This window comes from Lysobacter sp. CA196, from assembly GCF_052078695.1.
In the GTDB taxonomy this organism is placed as follows: domain Bacteria; phylum Pseudomonadota; class Gammaproteobacteria; order Xanthomonadales; family Xanthomonadaceae; genus Lysobacter.
This window is the reverse complement of record NZ_JBQJIN010000005.1, coordinates 226,923-244,788: the sequence shown is the minus strand read 5'-3', so window position 1 is coordinate 244,788 and position 17,866 is coordinate 226,923. Positions and strand designations below refer to the sequence as shown.

15 protein-coding genes and 1 tRNA gene are annotated in these 17,866 nt (G+C 61.5%); 5 read left to right on the top strand and 11 right to left on the bottom strand.

Features of this window, described 5'->3' with window-relative positions:
* Nucleotides 1–384: 384 nt before the first annotated feature.
* Nucleotides 385–861 (top strand): hypothetical protein, encoded by a 477-nt coding sequence (locus ACTOWK_RS07450; protein WP_441329545.1) that lies wholly within the window; start codon nucleotides 385–387, stop codon nucleotides 859–861.
* Nucleotides 862–884: 23 nt separating this feature from the next.
* The gene (locus ACTOWK_RS07445) at nucleotides 885–2,744 is read left to right on the top strand and encodes a peptidoglycan-binding domain-containing protein (RefSeq protein WP_441329544.1); all 1,860 of its coding nucleotides are present in this window, start codon (nucleotides 885–887) and stop codon (nucleotides 2,742–2,744) included.
* A 519-nt stretch (nucleotides 2,745–3,263) separates the two neighbouring features.
* Here the strand turns inward: ACTOWK_RS07445 and ACTOWK_RS07440 are convergent.
* Nucleotides 3,264–5,027, bottom strand: a complete 1,764-nt coding sequence (locus tag ACTOWK_RS07440; RefSeq protein WP_441329543.1) for a hypothetical protein — start codon at nucleotides 5,025–5,027, stop codon at nucleotides 3,264–3,266.
* Nucleotides 5,028–5,144: 117 nt separating this feature from the next.
* Nucleotides 5,145–5,567 (bottom strand): hypothetical protein, encoded by a 423-nt coding sequence (locus ACTOWK_RS07435; protein ID WP_441329542.1) that lies wholly within the window; start codon nucleotides 5,565–5,567, stop codon nucleotides 5,145–5,147.
* Between the two features lie 998 nt (nucleotides 5,568–6,565).
* Between ACTOWK_RS07435 and ACTOWK_RS07430 the strand changes: the two genes are divergently transcribed.
* Together ACTOWK_RS07430 and ACTOWK_RS07425 are read left to right on the top strand one after the other, a co-directional pair.
* Entirely contained in the window at nucleotides 6,566–6,976 is a 411-nt protein-coding gene (locus ACTOWK_RS07430; RefSeq protein ID WP_441329541.1) for a hypothetical protein, read from the top strand.
* An 8-nt stretch (nucleotides 6,977–6,984) separates the two neighbouring features.
* Nucleotides 6,985–8,178, top strand: a complete 1,194-nt coding sequence (locus ACTOWK_RS07425; protein ID WP_441329540.1) for a S1 family peptidase — start codon at nucleotides 6,985–6,987, stop codon at nucleotides 8,176–8,178.
* A gap of 182 nt (nucleotides 8,179–8,360) precedes the next feature.
* Here ACTOWK_RS07425 and ACTOWK_RS07420 read toward each other — a convergent pair whose 3' ends face one another.
* The 3 genes from ACTOWK_RS07420 to ACTOWK_RS07410 form a co-directional block, all read right to left on the bottom strand.
* The gene (locus ACTOWK_RS07420) at nucleotides 8,361–8,738 is read right to left on the bottom strand and encodes a hypothetical protein (protein WP_441329539.1); all 378 of its coding nucleotides are present in this window, start codon (nucleotides 8,736–8,738) and stop codon (nucleotides 8,361–8,363) included.
* A 64-nt stretch (nucleotides 8,739–8,802) separates the two neighbouring features.
* Complete coding sequence (locus ACTOWK_RS07415; protein ID WP_441329538.1) at nucleotides 8,803–10,410, bottom strand: hypothetical protein; 1,608 nt, start codon at nucleotides 10,408–10,410, stop codon at nucleotides 8,803–8,805.
* Nucleotides 10,411–10,708: 298 nt separating this feature from the next.
* Nucleotides 10,709–11,875, bottom strand: coding sequence for a hypothetical protein (locus tag ACTOWK_RS07410; RefSeq protein WP_441329537.1), 1,167 nt, complete (start codon nucleotides 11,873–11,875; stop codon nucleotides 10,709–10,711).
* Between the two features lie 186 nt (nucleotides 11,876–12,061).
* On the opposite strand from ACTOWK_RS07410, the gene ACTOWK_RS07405 reads away from it, so the two are divergent.
* Nucleotides 12,062–12,286, top strand: coding sequence for a hypothetical protein (locus ACTOWK_RS07405; RefSeq protein WP_441329536.1), 225 nt, complete (start codon nucleotides 12,062–12,064; stop codon nucleotides 12,284–12,286).
* A 371-nt stretch (nucleotides 12,287–12,657) separates the two neighbouring features.
* Here ACTOWK_RS07405 and ACTOWK_RS07400 read toward each other — a convergent pair whose 3' ends face one another.
* The 6 genes from ACTOWK_RS07400 to ACTOWK_RS07375 form a co-directional block, all read right to left on the bottom strand.
* The gene (locus ACTOWK_RS07400; protein ID WP_441329535.1) at nucleotides 12,658–13,035 is read right to left on the bottom strand and encodes a DCC1-like thiol-disulfide oxidoreductase family protein; all 378 of its coding nucleotides are present in this window, start codon (nucleotides 13,033–13,035) and stop codon (nucleotides 12,658–12,660) included.
* Nucleotides 13,036–13,037: 2 nt separating this feature from the next.
* Entirely contained in the window at nucleotides 13,038–13,832 is a 795-nt protein-coding gene (locus ACTOWK_RS07395; protein WP_441329534.1) for a hypothetical protein, read from the bottom strand.
* Complete coding sequence (locus ACTOWK_RS07390) at nucleotides 13,825–14,334, bottom strand: hypothetical protein (protein ID WP_441329533.1); 510 nt, start codon at nucleotides 14,332–14,334, stop codon at nucleotides 13,825–13,827. The genes ACTOWK_RS07395 and ACTOWK_RS07390 overlap by 8 nt, the downstream gene beginning before the upstream one ends.
* 12 nt (nucleotides 14,335–14,346) lie before the next feature.
* The gene (locus tag ACTOWK_RS07385) at nucleotides 14,347–14,646 is read right to left on the bottom strand and encodes a hypothetical protein (RefSeq protein ID WP_441329532.1); all 300 of its coding nucleotides are present in this window, start codon (nucleotides 14,644–14,646) and stop codon (nucleotides 14,347–14,349) included.
* 331 nt (nucleotides 14,647–14,977) lie between these two features.
* Nucleotides 14,978–15,053, bottom strand: a tRNA-Ile gene (locus ACTOWK_RS07380).
* 243 nt (nucleotides 15,054–15,296) lie between these two features.
* Nucleotides 15,297–17,693, bottom strand: a complete 2,397-nt coding sequence (locus ACTOWK_RS07375; protein WP_441329531.1) for a GH92 family glycosyl hydrolase — start codon at nucleotides 17,691–17,693, stop codon at nucleotides 15,297–15,299.
* Nucleotides 17,694–17,866 lie beyond the last annotated feature (173 nt).

The following is a 17,866-nucleotide window of genomic DNA, read 5'->3' as shown; positions in this document are numbered from 1 at the left end:
GCTTTGTGACTACAACGCCGAGATACCCCACGACAGCCTGGGCGGTTTAACGCCCAACGAGTTTCGGATCCAAAACGACCCGGCGACCTCTAGTTTTGTGTGGCACTGATTTATGGTGGGTCGACAGATCCACCAAGTCATAGACAAGGACTGTTAATGAGTGATCCTAAACTCAATCATAAGGCTCTCGGCGACTTGATCTCGCGCGCGCGAGATGCCGTACTCTATCGCGACTTGGCGTATATCAACGAACGCACTAGTCGACAACTTGGACCTCTCCCGCGGAGTGGTCTTGCAACCAAGGCGAAGAGGAAACCGAATTCTTCAGCGCGTCCAGTTTCGCTGGTTACCCCACAACAGCATATCTCTCCAGAGGTGGAGCCCATGGATATCAAGACCTCAGCAGCAGCGTTTGCACTTGCTGCAATAGCATCCGCCTGTCAAGCATCGAACAGCACTGCAACTCCGTCGGCCCCAGCCCCCGCGCAAACGGTTCAAGCCAATCCCCGATCAATCGAGGAAAAATTGAAAGAAGGAATGCCATACCAGCAACTCAGGTCCATGGTGCTATCCAGCGGTTGGAAGCCGGTTGTTGACCTTGAATGTAAAATTCAAGTGATTGGTGGCGATTTCGAAGAACGTTGCAAGAGCGGCCGGGATGCACTCTGCCATGTATGCGAAGAGCTACCGGAGTTATCGTCCTGCGGGGCAGGTGGGCTATGCATGCTCGTTTTCGAGGCCGGCACGGGCGATAAGCTAAATGTTACCGGCATTGGCGACATTACAACGTGGAATAAGGCGCCGCCAACGCTAGAATTCTATGTCCAGGCTTGGTACTTCGATGGTGGCCAGGCGCACTAGATCAGGACGATCGGGGAAGGTAAATGGACGTAACTTTGCTTGATCTGATGAAGAAAGGTGAGTCGGGCGCCGCTGGGTATAACGCCTACAACCGCGGCACATATGGGCGAAGCACTATCGCCGGCAATGAAGCCATTGATTTTTCCGAGCTAACTGTGGCCGAAGTCCAGCGCCGCCAGAGCCTGCCGCTTGGCACGCCTGGAAACTTCTCCACCGAGCGCGTGTTTGCAGTCGGCAAATACCAGGTCATCCCTGGAACACTGCAGGGAGCTATAGACCACCTTGGCATTCAACCAAATGAAAGATTCACCCCGCAACTGCAGGACAGGATCTTCACGGGATATCTTTTGGTTGAAAAGCAGAGTGCGATCTATGGATACGTGACAGGGGACGAGCGATATACCTTGTATAACGCTCGTCGAGAGATGGCTTTTGAATGGGCGAGTTTCCCGGACCCGAGTAAGCCAGGCGATATGTCCCACTACGGTAAGCCGAATGCTGCGCACATCTCGAACGCTGAGGTTGTGCAAGTTCTGACGGATATGCGCCGCGAATACGCCGACAACATCACTAAAGGGTTGTCGAGCAGCGATGCATGGATTGCCGTCACCGGTGTCTCGGCGCAGGAATCTCTTGAGTTCAAAGGGATTCCATATGCGGCTCCCGAACCCCGGCGGTTAAACATTGGCGCAAAAGGGGCGCAGGTTCAGTCTCTGCAGCAGGACCTTACCGACCTCGGAGCGACGAACAGTCGAGGCGAGAGACTGGCAGCCGATGGGGATTATGGCCAGAACACCAGGGAAGCCGTGGAGGCGTTTCAACGCCAGAACAATCTGCCAGCAACGGGTAACGCCGACAAGGCGACGCTTATGGCGATTAGTACACACACAGCCGCTTCACGGTTAGCCTCAGAGGTTCAGCGGGCCACGCGTCCCTATCAACCACCCGGCCAGCGCGACGATTGGATGCAGACGGACGAACAGGGCCTGCCGAATTATCTGCATGCCGCTGTCGAGAAGCCCCGGCGTGACAATCATCAACAGACCCGAGGCGCTCTGGCGGACGGTGCGCTTAAGATCGACGAGCGAGGTCCGGAGGTCGGGAAGCTGCAAGAGAGCCTGATCCAACTCGGCATCAACGATCACGTCAAACAGCCGATCAAGGCGGACGGAGTATTCGGTCCCGATACGCAGCGGGCGATACAAGCCTTCCAACTCTGGCACGGCGGCGATCAGGTCAATGGCATAGCCGATCGCCAGACGATGGCCGCCATCAACACGCAGGCCGGATTGGCGATCATCCAGCGCACGGCCGATCAGGTGCAGGGCGTGCCTGCTCGGGACTTCGTCGCCAACGTCGGTATCGCCGCGCGCATCGATCCAAATGCGGCAGCCAATCCGCGCGACGCCGGCTATACGCCCGCCGGCGTTGCCGCGCCGACTCCGGCGCAGACCGCGCCGCTCGCACCCAAGGCAGAACCCGCAGCGCCCGCGCTGGAGGCGACGACTACACCCAGCAGACCCGAACCCGTGGCCGACGCCATTCGGTTGTCGCCGAGCGACCAAGCGATGTTCGCGAAGATCCGTGGACACGTACCCGCCGACATACCGGACGAAACAGTCGCGGCGGCGATGCTCGCGGCCAAACGCAACGGCATACCCGACGCTGAAAGCATAGGGCCGGTCGGTGTCGCCAACGGAAAACTTTGGGTAGGCGCACACACCCCGGGCTTTCATACCGGTGTCTCGGTCACCGACCCGGCCCCGCCGATGCAAGATGCCTTGCACGAAGCGCAGTCGTTCAATCAGCAGCGCGACCAGCAACTGTCGCAGGAGGCCGCGCAGCGCGGGCAGGACGATCCGAACCGCGGCCCTAGAATGTAGTCGAGCGAACATCACGCACAACTGGGTGACAACACCGCTGGCCATGGCTGCGCATCGATGTAGTTAGGTGAAGCCAGCCTGTTTTGATCCCATCGCGGGGGGGCGCCCGATCCGTTGACCGGCGTTCGCTGACTTGGCCGCCAAAATCAGTGGAAGTCCTCGCACTCTTTAGTCATGGCGCTCATGACCTTATGTTTCAGTAGCGCTATTTCGACCTGAACCTCATATCCGCCCAGGTGTTATCCAGCGGCGGCAGCAACTTCAACCTGGAGTCGAGCATGTCGATTTCGGTCGCGGCCGCTGCCGTTGCCTGGGCGCATCACCCAGCGCCCAGTTGCTTCGTCAGCGGTTCGATTGAGGCCGACACGGCACTGAGCTGCTGCTCGTTTCAACCCTGAGCACAACGATGGGATCAGGTTGAGCCACCCCGGCTTTCCGCGGCTTGGCCCAGGCTCGGGGGCGCCGCGTAACCACCACGCATCGCCCGGAAGCGAGAACGCTTCCGGGCCCACGCCTTACTTAATAGGTTAGATACTCCAGACGTTTCGCGCTCAACTCCGTAGGGGATTCGTTCCGCTCGTCGGCACTGAAGCCTTTCCCCCCCATGGTGTCCTGGTCGATCAGGAAGCTGAAGATGCTCGGACCCGGACCAGTCTCTCCGTTGGCCCTGGGGTATTGCGCGTTGCCGTGGCAACCCATGCATCCACCCATCACCAACTTGTCGGAATTCGGAGGCAACGACTTAACCTGCAGGATGCTTGGCAGCCCGCGCTTGGCAAGGAGGGTGAAGTCCTGCTTGTCGGGGTGGGGATCCTTGACTCCGCCCTTGAACAACTGGATGCCAGGTTGGCTGCTCTCGATCACGATATTCGCCAGGTAAAAGTCCTGGGTAAGCGGATCAGGCTTAGCCGGCGTGATGGAGCTGTCCTCGTTCGTGGGCAACACCTGGAGCCCCACGAGACGATAATATCGCCACACCGATTTCTCGAACCCGGGCGCTTTGGCCATGGCTTTCTGGACTTCGGTGTTGACGTCAAAAACAGCGCTTGTCCCTACCGGTGGGTTCTGGACCTTGACCGGACCCGAAAACCCGTGCGGCACGGCGAATTTTCCGGGAATGACATCGTAGCCGTGGGCGCTATCTATCGCGCCTGCCAAGGGCAGCGGGACCAGGGTCCGGTTGGATCCGGTATTGAGGATGGCCGACGGCCGCGTCCCCGGCGGTACCGATGCATCGTATTGCATCTGGTCATAGAGGTTGACGACATACAACCCGGTGTCTTTGCTGTCTGGCGTGGTCAGGCTGTCCACTTGTTCGAAGGTGGTGTAGACGAACGTCGGGTAGTTCTCCATCTTGCGCAGGATGTGCACGCCGACCAGACCGAAGGTGGCCACCCGGGCTTGGGTCTTACCATTCTCCTCGTAGTAGTACAGGGCCTCGGCCGTGTGATAGCGGCCGGACGCGATCAAGGCGGGAGTCATTTCCCGCCATGCCGACTTGACCTCCACGGATTCTCCCGGGTTCCCCCCGTTGGGAGGCAATTCCAGTGCAGTTGGGGGCTTCTCGGCGTTGTAGATCGACTTTATATATTCATATTCAACCGGGTTCACCCTGGCCTGGAATAATATGATGTGATCGTCCTGGGGATTGGCCGACGGCGTGCTGCCGTTTTTCGGGAAGAAGATCTGGTTCTGGCCGATCTGGGTATTTTCGTCGAGGTTGTTGAATCGGGCGTCGGTTGAGGCGACCTTGACGTTTTGGAAGGCGTACTCGGGATCCAAAGTAGCGAGGTTCCCCCTGGGGGCCGATCCCACGGGGAACAGCTCGGACCGGTGAGCAAAGGTTTCCCAGACCAGCTGATTGCTGCTGAAGTTGGAATTGGCGGTTCTGCCGCTGCGGTGGAAGTCGCTGGCGCCGGATGCGGCGAAGTTGCGGTCCGGATCGATGCTCGCTCGCACTACCGGAGACTTGCCGGCGACATCGACGCCATTTTTCTGCGCGGGGGAATTGAAGTGGATGAACTGCCGCCAGGCAAAGCGGGCATATTCCTTGTGGGTGATGTTGGGGTTGTAGGGATCGTAGTTGTATGCCGGCGGGGCGACGGGTAGAGCCGCCGGGGTCGCGGTCAGGTCAGCCGGCGTGATTTCTGCGCCGCCCGGAAACGGTGTTTGTTGATCCTTCGAGATCGACGAAACGGCGGCGGTGGGTTCTGTTTTCGTACATGCTGTGGACATCGCCAGCGTACCGGCGAGTGCACCGAAGATAATGATACGGGTCTTCATTGCTGCACTCCGTCATTGTTGCGCTCCGTGGTGAATCCAGGCGATCCATCGCGGCAGCCATGGGAATTCATGAGTTAACACGCGCCCCACTTCAGCAGGGAACGGGGCGGAGGCGGGTCAACCCACGTACTGGTACCACTGGATCACGAAGTTGGTATCGTTGTAATCATTATCGGTACCGTCTTCCGTCACGTATAAGTTGCCCCCACCAAGTACTTTGTTGATGAAGAACACGACTGGATTGCCCGCCGAGACCTTCGGAATGTACGGCCCGCTGCTGCCGAACTGGACCCGCATCCCGGTCGCCATAGTGAACCTGCCGGCTCCGTTCTGGAGGAAGCCGACGTTGACGCCGCTACCCGAGATCGGGAAGGTCTCCTGAGTGCCATCCAGGCAATAGAAGCTGATGGGGTTGCCGCCGGCGTCGATGATCTGGACGTATTGCGTGTACGCGGCCTGATGCATCGCCGTGAACGTCACGAGCTTGCCGTCGGGGATGTATTCCAGGGATTGAGGGTCCGACCATTGGATGTTTGCCATAATGGAATCTCCTTATCTTGATTGGCTTCCAGGACTGGGTAAGGCGCCGCTGCCGCCTTCACCGGCTGTCATGCCGCTGGCTCCGTGGAACCGATGCACATGGCATTGCTTACCGGAACAGCGTCGTCGAGCAGTTGTGGATCATGAAGTTTTCTTCCACCGGCTCACGTCGACAGTGTCGTGCAAGCCGGTGCAGAACTAGTGCAAGGACACCCCGAATGGGCTACCGTCCTGGCGACAGCTCTACAGTTGAGAGGAACATCGTTCGATACTCACATCCCGGCCTAGCTCGACTCCCGTCAAACACGCAGGCCTAACAGGAACCTGGTGCTTCGCGCGGCGACTTACCTTGGTCAACGACGCAGGGCGATAAGCGACGAAGTAGTCTTGAGGTTCATGGATAACCTTTTCTGTGATTTCAACGGAATCACCGTCGACTTAGTTCAAGCATCTGCGTCTTGGCGCATCGCCAGCTACTACGCTGTCAGGCGGAGGCTGCGGCCAATGTTTTTGACCGATGCTTGATACAGCTCACAAAATTCGGCTTCTATTTCGCGCCAATGCGACTTCGCTCGCAAAAGCATCGGTACCCAACGAGTGAGAAGTTCCATGCGTACAGCAGCCAAATCGGGGCTGATGCTTCCGCTCGCTCCTTTCGTGGCCAGGTTCTCGCCCTTCTTGTTGGCATAGTTCGTTGCTCCGGCCCCTAACGCGCGCATCGCGTGTTGCGGGTAAGCCGCAGCGACGAGGTCCGTTTCGGCCTGACGGCCCGCGCGACATCGCCATCCTGCGCGGCGAGCTACTGGAGCGGCCCGCCGATCACCCGTCACGCAGGCCAAAACGAAAGAAGTCGTCCGACCGCCGACGCCCCCCGTCGACGGAGCGATAACTGCGGTGGAGGAGCTTAGCCGTCGGCTGATGGGAGCCGATGGCCGAGGGCAGATGTTTGCACGCGATGCATGTAACCTTTCCTACGGATTTCGACCAAGGAAGATTCAATGGACATGAGTAAATGCCTTATCGCTCTTGCTGCGTTTGGACTGCTCGCAAGCTGCTCAACCTTAGACACGAAGACCCCAGCGCCGCTGCTGGTGCTCTCTGCCCCGCCGAGTGACGTGGTGACCCTGGCATTGGCAGATGGAAAACTCGCAGAGCGCGACGGCTGCCTCACATTCAAAACCCGAGGCGGTCCTGTGACCCCCTATTTCTCAAGCAACTTCCAGCCAGTTTTGGACGGCGGCCGAGTGGTGGCGATCGAAGATGGCCGCGGCCATCGTATCGCCCTGAAGACGCGCGTTCGCTTCTATTCATCGAACACGAGTGACAACCCGCAGGAGTATCTGACCGCACCGATCCCGGCCACCTGCCCCAAACGCTACGTGCATTTACAACAGCTCATCACCAAGTAAACGCCACCATGAAGACAAGGATGGTTATAAATAAAGCGGCAATGCTAGCTGCAATTTTTTCGCTCACCTTTTCGTTCGTCGCCTCTGCGGCAGACCACCGGCCTGTTCGAGGTCCCGTCGATTTCACGTTGGAATATGCCAAGTACTACAAGATCACCCCGCAGGAAGCCAAGCGCAGGATGGCTGCCAGCGAGGAATCAAGGAAGGTGCAAAGCGCGCTGCGCGAGAAGTTCCCGGACACTTTTGCGGGGCTCCACATCGAGCATCGGCCTACATTTCGTATCGTGGCGAAGTTCACACGCGATGCCGAGGCCAGCCTGCGCCAAGTATCCAAAAGTGAAGTTCTCGTAGCCGAGCAGGCGCCTTACTCGCTACACGCACTGCATGCGGCTAAGAATGTTCTTGACGAGGATCTGCGGGCATCCGGTATCGAGTTCATTTCGAGCACCGACATCCGATCAGGAAAGGTCTTGGCCTATGTCCGCGATGTCGGGCAGGCCCAAGAAAGGACAACGAGCCTGAAGAGCGCCGCCCCTTTCATCGAGTTTCGCGAGACACCCGACTTTGTAAAACCCACGGCACCATATGCAGCCCGCCATGGCGGCTATAAGGTAATGGCTGGCAACGGGCAATACTGCACGACGGGATTCAATGCTAAGACCGCTGATGGCACGCCGGTCGTTACGACAGCAGGCCATTGCGACGACGTGCAACGGGCTTGGAACTCGGCGGGCACCGTGCTTCCGATGGTGAATCAAGCGAACAAGGGCTCCCTTGATATCCAGTGGCATCGGTATCCGTCCAGCATCTATTACCTGTCCTCGCGAGTCGAGGCAGGCACCCTGCTTTACGACGTCCGAGGCCTGGTGACACTGGCCAACATGCAGATTGGCGATCACGTCTGCAAGTACGGCCACACGACCTACATGACATGTGGGGACATTGTCTCACTGGATTTCACCGCTCCCCATGAGAACGAATTAGGGCACTTTGTCCAAGTTCGCAATGAGAACGGCGACACGATGAACCGCGAGGGCGATAGCGGTGGTCCCGTATGGGGCTATGCGGCAGGTGCTGGCCACACAGCTTGGGGAACGGTTCACGGCCGGGGTGCCGACGGCACGCCATTCGTGAAGGACCTTTTCTTCATGCCGAGCGACCGATTTGCCCAAGTCGGCCTTACCCTCTTGCTCACAAAGTGAATAATTAGGTGGAAAGCCACCAGTATTGGTAGCGCCGCTGCGTCGAGGCGCACAGAGCATCGATTCCGCAAGTACTGGTCGATGCGCTCTGTGCACCCTCAATGCCCGCTTCAAGGGTCGCTCCACCGACGGCACCGCGCCGGGCTGGGAAGCCTGTGATTTCAGAGCGGCGCGCCGCCGCGTCACTGCGGCGGGCCGACCCAGGCCAGCGGATCGAGCATCAGCCAGAAGCCTTCGGCGCCTTTTTCCGCCAGCACCATCTGCGCGCCGAGGTCGCTGGCGCGTTCGCGGAACTCCAGCTCCAGCGCAGTCCAGGCTTCGACTTCGTCGTCGCCGTCGTCGTAGATCTGGCGCACCAGCAAATGCCCCGGCGCCTGCATCCGCCATTCGAACGGCAGCGTTTCCTGGCCGAACGCCGGCGACCAGCTGTGCAGCACGCCGCGGCCGCCGTCGTGGAATTCGATGCGGTCGCCGGTCAGGCCGGCGGCGGTGCCCAGCGCCGATTGCCAGCGCCCGACCGGGCCGCGCAGCAGGATGTGCGATCGATGTTCTGCGTTCATGGCCTGCATCTTGCCGGAATAGGGTCGCTATCGGATCGGGGTGGGCCCCTGTCGGCCCGCGCCGTCAGCCGCCGACCTCGATCGGTTTGCCTTCCACCACCAGCTCGTAGATGGTCTTGGTGATTTCCGAGCCGGCCATGTAGCCGACCGCACCGGACGCGAGCGTGCCGAGGCCGTACGCGGCCCAGCCCCATGGGCCGGTGGCGTTGACCGGCGCGGCGACGGAAGCGAACGTGCCGCCGGCGGCGGCCGCGCCGGCCCAACCGCCAGCCACTTCGACCACGGTCTTGACCTTGTCCTCGGCGGTGTAGATCCGGTACGCGTCGGCGGCCACGCCGACCACGATCAGCACCCGTCCGCCGACCCGGAACGCGCCTTCGACCTTGCCGGCCCAGCCTTCGCGCGCGGCCAGGTCGTTGGCCGACTTGAGCACCTCCGGGTCGGCCTTCACGCCGTGGTTCTTGATCACGTCGAGCAGGCCCTGCGCGCCGCCCTGGACGCGCACGTTCTCGGGGCGGCTGGTCAGGGTGAACTCGCCGTTGGCCGAGCGCGAGAACATGCTGTCCTGCAGGCTGACTTTGCCGACGCCGCTTTCGGACTTGGCCACGGTTTCGCCGACCTCGGTCCACATCTGCCGCTCGGCCATCTTGCTGGCGCTGCGTTCGATGGTGTTCTGGTTGCGCTTGGACAAAGGCTCGTCGGGGCCCTTGCCGGCCTTCTCGCGCACCTGCTGCTCCACCGCGGCGGAGGCGGCGGCGTGCTTGCGGTCGTAGATCTCCAGCAGTTCGCGCTCGCCGAAGTGCAGCGGCGGCTTGCCGCTGGTGTTGGCGACTTCCACCGGCACCACCACGCTCTTGTCGTTGCCGACGCCGACATGCGGATTGCCTTCGGTGACGAACCACGACACCGGGCCGACTTTGCCGAGGTCGGGACGGAACGGCGGCTTGCCTTCGGAAACGTTACGCAGCATTTCGGCGGCGATTTCCGGAGTGACCGCGCCGTTGCCGGGCGCGCCGGCGCGGCTGCCGTCGGGCATGAACGGAATGCCGGCGGCGGCGCCGGTGGGTGCGGTGGGATCCAGGCTGGAGCGGTCCTGCGCGGCCAGCAGCTTGAGCAGGCCCGACTGCGCCGAGGTCGGCGCCAGTTCGATCTTGCCGTCGCGCGCGGCCGACAAATCGATGGCCGCGCCCTGTTGCTGCGGATCGCCGGACGGCGCGTGCAGCTTGCCGTCGTCCAGCGCCGGCGCGCGGCGCGCGAACTCGGCGGCGGCCTGCGGCGACAGCCCGGCGTCGGCGGCCATCTGCCGGTAGCCCTTGTCGAGCACGCTGCGCTCGCTGTCGCCGGGGGCGACGTCGACGGCGACGCCGTGCTGGGTGCCGATCGGCTTGGCCTGATCCAGGCGCTGCACCGTCTGCATCGCATTAGTCAGGGCGATCTGATCCATCGGCAGCAGGCGCGAGCCGATCGCGTCCTGCAGCTGCTGGCCCTGCTCGGGATGCTGGCGCGTGTAGTCGGCGACCGCGTAGGCCATGCCTTCCACATCGGTACGGCCGCAGTACTGGTGGGTCGAGACGATGCGGTTGGCTTCGGCCAGCACCGCAGCGTCGTAGCTGGAAACGGTGGGCAGCGCAAAGATCGGCGGAGGCGCGACGGGACGGGTGGGGTCGGTCATGGGCGCGGGCGCGAGTGGGGTTTGCCGGAAACCTTAATGGGGGCTCGGGCGACCGCAAGCTAGGAACGACCCTAGCGCCGCCGCGAAGCCTGCGCGGCCACGGCTTCGAGCGTCACCAATGCCACGACACGGCGTTTTTCGCCGTGACCGCGATCACACCGATGCGTCGCAAATAATCCTGCGCCGTGCTTGCGCGGCCGCTGAGCAATGTCGTGGATCAGCTTGGCCTGGCAGCGGCGAGAGGGGCTGCAGCGAGAACGCGCCCGGGCGGCGTGCATCGCTGTCGCCGATGCCAGAGTCATTGCGTTGATCGGTACCAACCGCTGAACCAGGTTGTTTCGAAACTTGGAGGATTGGTCGAGCCGATCGGCTCCAGATCCGATTTCTCCCCATCGGCCACAGATACTCCGTAAATAACTCTGTGCCTGCAGGGATCCATGTAGAGTTGCCATGCGTCATTGAATCGGCTTGTGACGTTGTACCGAGCTGAAATTCTACAAACTCGCTTGGTGCCTTCTCGCCATGACGCCCATTCCGCGCCAGTGCTGGCGTGCCGTACTTGTTCTGCGCTCCAACTTTTGCTTTTGACATGGTGCTGAATGTGAAAATCGAGACACGCACCTACCGTTTCTTCGGCCTGTTGAGTTTGTCGGCGAAACTCCTGAAGCCAAAGCGTCTTGTTGATAGTTGGACAAGACAATCTCGCAGATGCAGCCTGAATTCTCGAGCGAAGTTCAGCCACAACTTCGCGGCTAATGGCGCGCGGCTCGGGTAGCGCGAATAGGCGATTGCTTGAAACTTCTTGATCGAAAAGTTCAAGTAGGAACTGATAGGGCTGTTTAACGCCCCTAGCCGCCCACCTATCGAGATCCCTTTCCGGGATAAACGGTAAACTGTCGTATTCTCCTTCTTGTTCAATCACGCCCGGAAGCATGAACAAGCCCACATTGGACCGGAGAATGGTTTCTTGATGCGACTTGATCTGAGCTAGTTGTCGGGAATTTAGTTCCGTGGTTCGCCCCAGCTCTCTCCCTAAAGCGCCCGCCCTATTTTTCAGCTCCGTGCTTTGCGCGGCCAATGCTTCGTTAGCCCGCAAGGCAAGTGCTCTCTGATTCAAAAGCTGCTGCCGCTCGGATTGCAGGCTCGATATCTCAGTCTGCAGACGAGTCGAACGAACCTCCGCCGCCTTGTTTTGCTTTGCTATCCGATCGGACTCTAATGTCAGCTTTGCCAAATCTTCTTCTAGAAGATCCTTTTGATAGACTGGCCTAACCGTATAGAAGTAGCCAAAAGCCACCAGCAAGAGCATAAGAACCTGCGAAAGGTTAGATGCTCGGCTAGACCAGCGATCTAGCCACGGACTTGAATTTGGCTCCTCCTGATCGTTGGCCCGGGGGAGGGAGGATTCACGCTTCTTGCTGGGCGTTTCAGCTTCCCGAGGTCGTCTGTTTTTGCGATTTCCCATAGGTTCTCCAAGTACATCCTTTGTACCCAAGCTAAGATTATACGCACCACAGCAGAGCGACTCAGTTCGCTTTAAATAGGTTTTCGGTATGGCGAGACAGGATCGATAGATTCGTACGGCGGACAGGTCACTGTTAGAGCAAGTCTTGGGATACGCCCCAACCGAATCAGCAACTATCGAACAGGCGTGTCCCATGCCGATGACAGAACGGCAGTGGCGCTCGCAGATCCACTGGGGTTAGACCGGTTGCAGACGATTGCACGCATCAACATGGATCGTGCACGCGACAGCGAGGAACGCCCGTTCTGGAAACAGATTGCAGCAGTTGCAGCCATCGTGATGATGCTAACGCCGCTGGCCTCGCTGGTATGGAGCCACGGGAACCGGGCTCAAACCCTCTTGATGGGCTGATGGGGGCGTTTGCGGGCGTTTGGGGGCTCCTGGGGGCGATGAGGGGCCGGTCGCGGACTACTCGGGCTCCCGCGGGTTCGGCCAGCGTCCGACCGGATTCGGCCAAGAGCGGACATTCGCCAACACCAGCGTTAAGCAGAGCCGCGCTGAACAACTGCCAGACGGACGGTCGAGAGTGCTCGGAGATATCCCTTGCGCCGCCACGAGAAGAACTTCCGCAGGAAATCGAGGAATGCCGGCTCCGCCTGCCATGACATCCACCATGCCACCGGGAAGTGCTCCCGGAGGCTCGCGGGCTTGAAGAACTCGGCCTGCACATAGCTCGCACGCGTGGCGGGGGACAACTGCGCGCGCCGCCTCACTTGCGAGCCTCAGCGCGAGATCCGTTCGCGACGCAGCAGCCACAACAAGCCACTCCTGCCTACACGCATCAATGGATAGATCAGGCGCGCCACCTTTGGGCGCGAGAAGGTCCAGTGCATCAGTCTATTGAATGAATCCCTGCGAGTACTGAGCAGTGCGAGCCGGGTCAGGGCCTCATCCGCGTGAACACATTCGTCTTCGATGCAGGCAACGATTCCATCGTCGAGAGACATGCCCCGCGCCTTCAATTCGGAGACCAGCGCCAGGTCGGTGCGAGCATCGATGAGCTCGATGGGGCCGCAGCTGCGCTCTAGACGCACTCGCTGGACGAAACTCTGGCACAGGGGGCATTTGCCGTCGTAGATAACCCGAATGCCTTTGGACATGGTTACCACCATGGCGATACGCTCTCGACCATAACCAGCACGCAGAGAAGCGTTGCGGGAAAAGCGATCATGAAAGTGTTAAGCCCCATCGTTACCGCGGTCGCGATGTGAAACACGAAGCCGGCTACGAGCATGGCGAGCGCCACTTCGCGCGGCGCGATCAGGATCAGGGGAAACAAACACTCGCCTACAAACACGGCCCTTGTTAGCAGCCGGGACAGCGAGACACGCGATTCGACGAACGAGCCAATCCAGCGCTCGCCATAGGCCTCCGAGCACATGACCAGTCTGATGGCGGTGCCAGTACGCCAGGTGGGGGACACAGCCTTGACGAATCCCGCAGTGAAGTAACTCAACACCAATTGGGCGCCGATGAAGAATACGGCCAGCAAGGTCGTGCTCGCATCAAGCCCCGGCAGAATAGCCAGGCAACCCGCGAATAATGTAAGGATTGCCATCTGGTCCGCGCCGTCTCCGCCCATGATACGGCAGAAACGGCTGGCGACTGCGCAGACAAATGTGAGCGCCAGTGTCAGCCGTCCGGCACCTTCATAAGGATTGAGGAACAACCCCAGCAGGCCGCAGGCGGCGCCCACCGTGAGTACCAAGCGCAGCGGCACGGTACCGAATCGCTCGGTGAATTCGGGAGCGCCAATCAGGCGAATCACGTTGCCGGCATACAGCCCGTTAATAGCGAAGCTGCGATGTCCTACGTACAGTTGTTCGAGAAAGCCAATTCCGAGCGCTGCACTTGCACCTCGCACCGCCACTTCCAGCGCTAGCTCCGGGCTAACCAAGCGAAAATATCTCCGAAGTGAATACAGGCCGGATCTGTCGGGCGGCACCGTGGCCAGTGGCCTCGACAAGCGCGAACTGGCGGCACTGTGCGTCTGGCGCGACGTGCGGCTGCGCCACGACCCAGGACACTAGGGCAAGGTGGCAATTGGACAGCATGACCTGCCCGTCGTTCTGTGCCTCAGCGATCAGGAAGGCGAGACCATTCACCAAGTCGTGCAGCGCCTTGCGCTCGTGCCGCGCCGGGTTCCAAATCCAGCGCCAGCCCCCGGTAGGCGGTATGTCGATTTCCGTCCAATCACTCCAGCTGGAAGCGCTGCGATCGCGGTACACAACGTGGATTCCAGCGTAGGCAGGCTTGGGTCCAAAGAAGCCCCAGTAGGGCAGGAAGGTGGAGCGATCGAAACGTGCAACCAGAACGTGCCACGCCCGGATCGGCAGCTGATTCATCACGCTGGCGAGGAACACGACGCCGAAGATCGCCAGTGTCGCTTCAGCGCGCATCATCGACTCCCTCTAGAGACGACTTCTCTTTGCTGCGCGCAGCAAAGCTGCGCGGGCCTCGATGAGCTGCCCCAAGGTCGGCATGGACGTGATCTGCGCCTGCAACTTGGCCATCTGCTTCAAGATTTCCCGGTCACGGGCGGAAAAAACCAGCTTGCCCCTAGCGTCCGCGGCGGTGGCTCCGCAGCAGGAGAGATCCTTGTTGGCGACAATCTGATCGCTGGGTTTCAGCCCCCGCTCCTGGGCTAGGCTGATGAGAGAATCGATGTGTTGCAGCTCGCCGAGCGTGAGTTTTCGGGAACTCTTTGGCATGGGATACCCTCGCGTTCCTGCGTCGTATGAGAACACCCCGGCCCATTATGGATGGGCACGGTTCGCAAGCCGTCTGTTCTTCGTGGTCGCTTTTGGATTGTTTCAGGGCGCCTGGCGCGGTAACGTGACCAGCCGCCGACTCTGTCTACGACTCACGGATTATCACCGAGCGCTCGCTCCTCGCCTGAATCGCCCGGGGTTTCATGTCCGCCCCTTGGCCGGGACAATCCCGCAGTTCACAGCAGGTCCACGCTGGCCAATATCGCTCGAACGAGCCCCGCGGCTGAGGGCTAATGGGGGTGATTGGGGGCTAACGAGGGCCTTGGGGGGTTGGTGGGCCCACCAGGATTCGAACCTGGAACCAAAGGATTATGAGTCCTCTGCTCTAACCGTTGAGCTATAGGCCCGCGCGAGCTGGGATTCTAATGGTTGGGCGGGGCGGGCGTAAGCGTCGTGGCTATGTGCCGGCGCCGCGGCATGCCGAGGCCAAGCCCCAACGCTGGTGCAGCGCGAGGCAGCGGTCTGGTCTGTCTGGCCGGTTTCTGCCAATCGAAGGCCCATATCTAGGCGCCTTATCGAAGCGCCTATCGAAGTCCCTTACCAAAGGCGCTCATCGGCGCAGAGACAAGGGATTGCCGGCAACCGCCCCCTCAGCGCCCCGCACTCATCGAATAAGGCCGCTGCTTCGGATCGCTCGCCCACGCCTTATTCGGCGTCCCCTGCATGGTAAACCGCAGTTCCCCGCCCGCCATGATCTCTTCGTGGCGCAGGAAGCTGCGGTCCAGCGGTCGGCCGTTGAGGGTGGCGGCGCCGATGTAGGTGTGGGCGTCGTCCAGGCCGTCGGCGACGACGGTGAAGCGTTTGCCGTTGGGCAGGTTGAGGGTGGCCTTCGGCAGGAAGGGGCGGCCGATGGCGTATTCGTTGCTGGCCGGGGCCACCGGGTAGAAGCCCAGGGCGGTGAAGACGTACCAGGCCGACATCTGGCCGAGGTCGTCGTTGCCGGCCAGGCCGTCGGGGCGCGGTGCGTACTGGCTGGCCATGATCTGCTTGAGGCGCTCCTGGGTGCGCCAGGGTTGGCCGGCGTAGCCGTAGAGGTAGGCGACGTGGTGGCTGGGTTCGTTGCCGTGGGCGTACCAGCCGATCAGGCCGGTGATGTCTTCCATGTGCTCGAACACTTTCGGGTCGACCTTGGCGTCGAAGACCTGGTCGAGTTTGGCGACGAGCTTGGCATCGCCGCCGTGGGCGTCGATCAGGCCGGCCACGTCCTGCGGCACGTACCAGGAGTACTGCCAGGCGTTGCCTTCGGTGTAGTCGGTGCCGTAGCCGCTGGCGGTGGGGTCGAAGGGTTCGCGGAAGGCGCCGTCGCGTTTGCGCGCGCGCATGAAGCCGCTGTTCGCGTCGAAGGCGTGCTTCCAGTTGCCGGCGCGTTTCTCGAACTTGGCGGCGATGTCCTTGCGGCCCATGTCGCCGGCCATGCGCGCGATGGTCCAGTCGTCGAAGGCGTATTCGAGGGTCTTCGAGGCGGCCTCGCCTTCTTCGTCGATCGGCACGTAGCCGAGTTCCATGTATTGGGCGATGCCGTCGTAGGGGCCGTAGCTGGCGCTGGCGACCATCGCGTCGAGCGCTTCGTTGGTGTCGTAGCCGCGGATGCCTTTCATGTAGGCGTCGGCGATCACCGGCACGGCGTGGTAGCCGACCATGCACCAGGTTTCCTGGCCGTGGAAGGACCAGATCGGCAGGATGCCGTAGGGGCTGTGGCGGCGCGAGGCGAGCAGCGAATTGACGAAGTCGTTGTTGCGTTGCTCCGGTTGTACGAGGGTCAGCAGCGGATGCAGCGCGCGGTAGGTGTCCCACAGCGAGAACGTCGAGTGGTAGCGGAAGCCCTTCGCCTGGTGCACGGCGTTGTCGGGGCCGCGATAACGGCCGTCGCTGTCCATGAACAAGCTCGGCCCCATCAGCGTGTGATAGAGCGCGGTGTAGAAACTCTTACGCATCGGCTCGGGTGCGTCGGCGTCGATCGCCGACAGCGCTTCGGTCCAGGTCGCGCGCGCCTGCGCGCGGACGCCGTCGAAATCCCAGCCGGGCACTTCGGCGTCGAGGTTGGCGATGGCGCTGTCTTCGCTGACCGGCGAGATCGACACCTTGACGATCAAATCCTCGCCGTCGGCATCGGCGAAGTCGAGGCTGCCGACGAGCTGGCGGCCTTCGATCTGCGCGCGTTTCGCCGGGTCTTTTTCGCCCGGCGGCGGGAAGCCCTTGTAGGCGACGTCGGCTTCGGTGTCGTGGAAGCCGTGACCGCTGACCGGGCGCGAAAAGCGCATCGCGAAATACAGCTGACGGCCCGGCGCCCAGCCGCGGGTTTCGCGGTAACCGGTGACGGTGCCGTCGGCGCGCAGGCGCAGCCGCGACCACAGGATCTTGCCGGGGTAGTCGTACAGGCTGGTGCGCAGGTCGACCAGCACGTGCGCGGCATGCCCTTTCGGAAAGCGATAGCGGTGCACGCCGACGCGCTCGGTGGCGGTGAGTTCGGCGCGGACCTGGTAGTCGTCGAGGGTGACCGCGTAATAGCCGGGCTGCGCGACTTCGTCGTCGTGGCGGAAGCGCGAGCGGTAGCCGCTGCGCGCGAGCTTGGCATCGCCGCGTTCCAGCTTGACCTCGCCGGCGATCGGCATCAGCAGCACGTCGCCGAGGTCGGAATGGCCGGTGCCGGAGAAATGGGTGTGCGAGAAACCGACGATGCTGCTGTCGCTGTAGCGATAGCCGGCGGCCCAGCCGTAGGCCTGCTTGCGTGGCTGGATCTCGGTGTCGGGGCTGAGCTGGATCATGCCGAACGGCACCACCGCGCCCGGGAAGGTGTGGCCTTCGCCGCCGGTGCCGATGAAGGGGTCGACCGATTCGTAGGCCCGGCGGCCGGCCTCGCCGTCCGGGGCTTTGCCGGCCGGGCCGGCGGTCGCGCCAACGGCGCAAGCGGCCAGGGCGGCGGCGGCCAGCCAGCGCAGGGCGAGACAGGCGCGGCGGGAGGTGAGAGGCTGGGTCGGCCGGGTCATCCGGGGCACTCCGTCTATAGGGCACAGGGGCCCGGACACGGCCGGACCGGCAAAAAACCCGGCGGCCACTTTTAGATCGTTCTAAATGCGGGCAAGCTAACACGCGACCCAGGCCCCTTCATGCTGCAATGCAGAATGCAGGGACGGGGCTGAGGCCGCAGGATGACGGCATT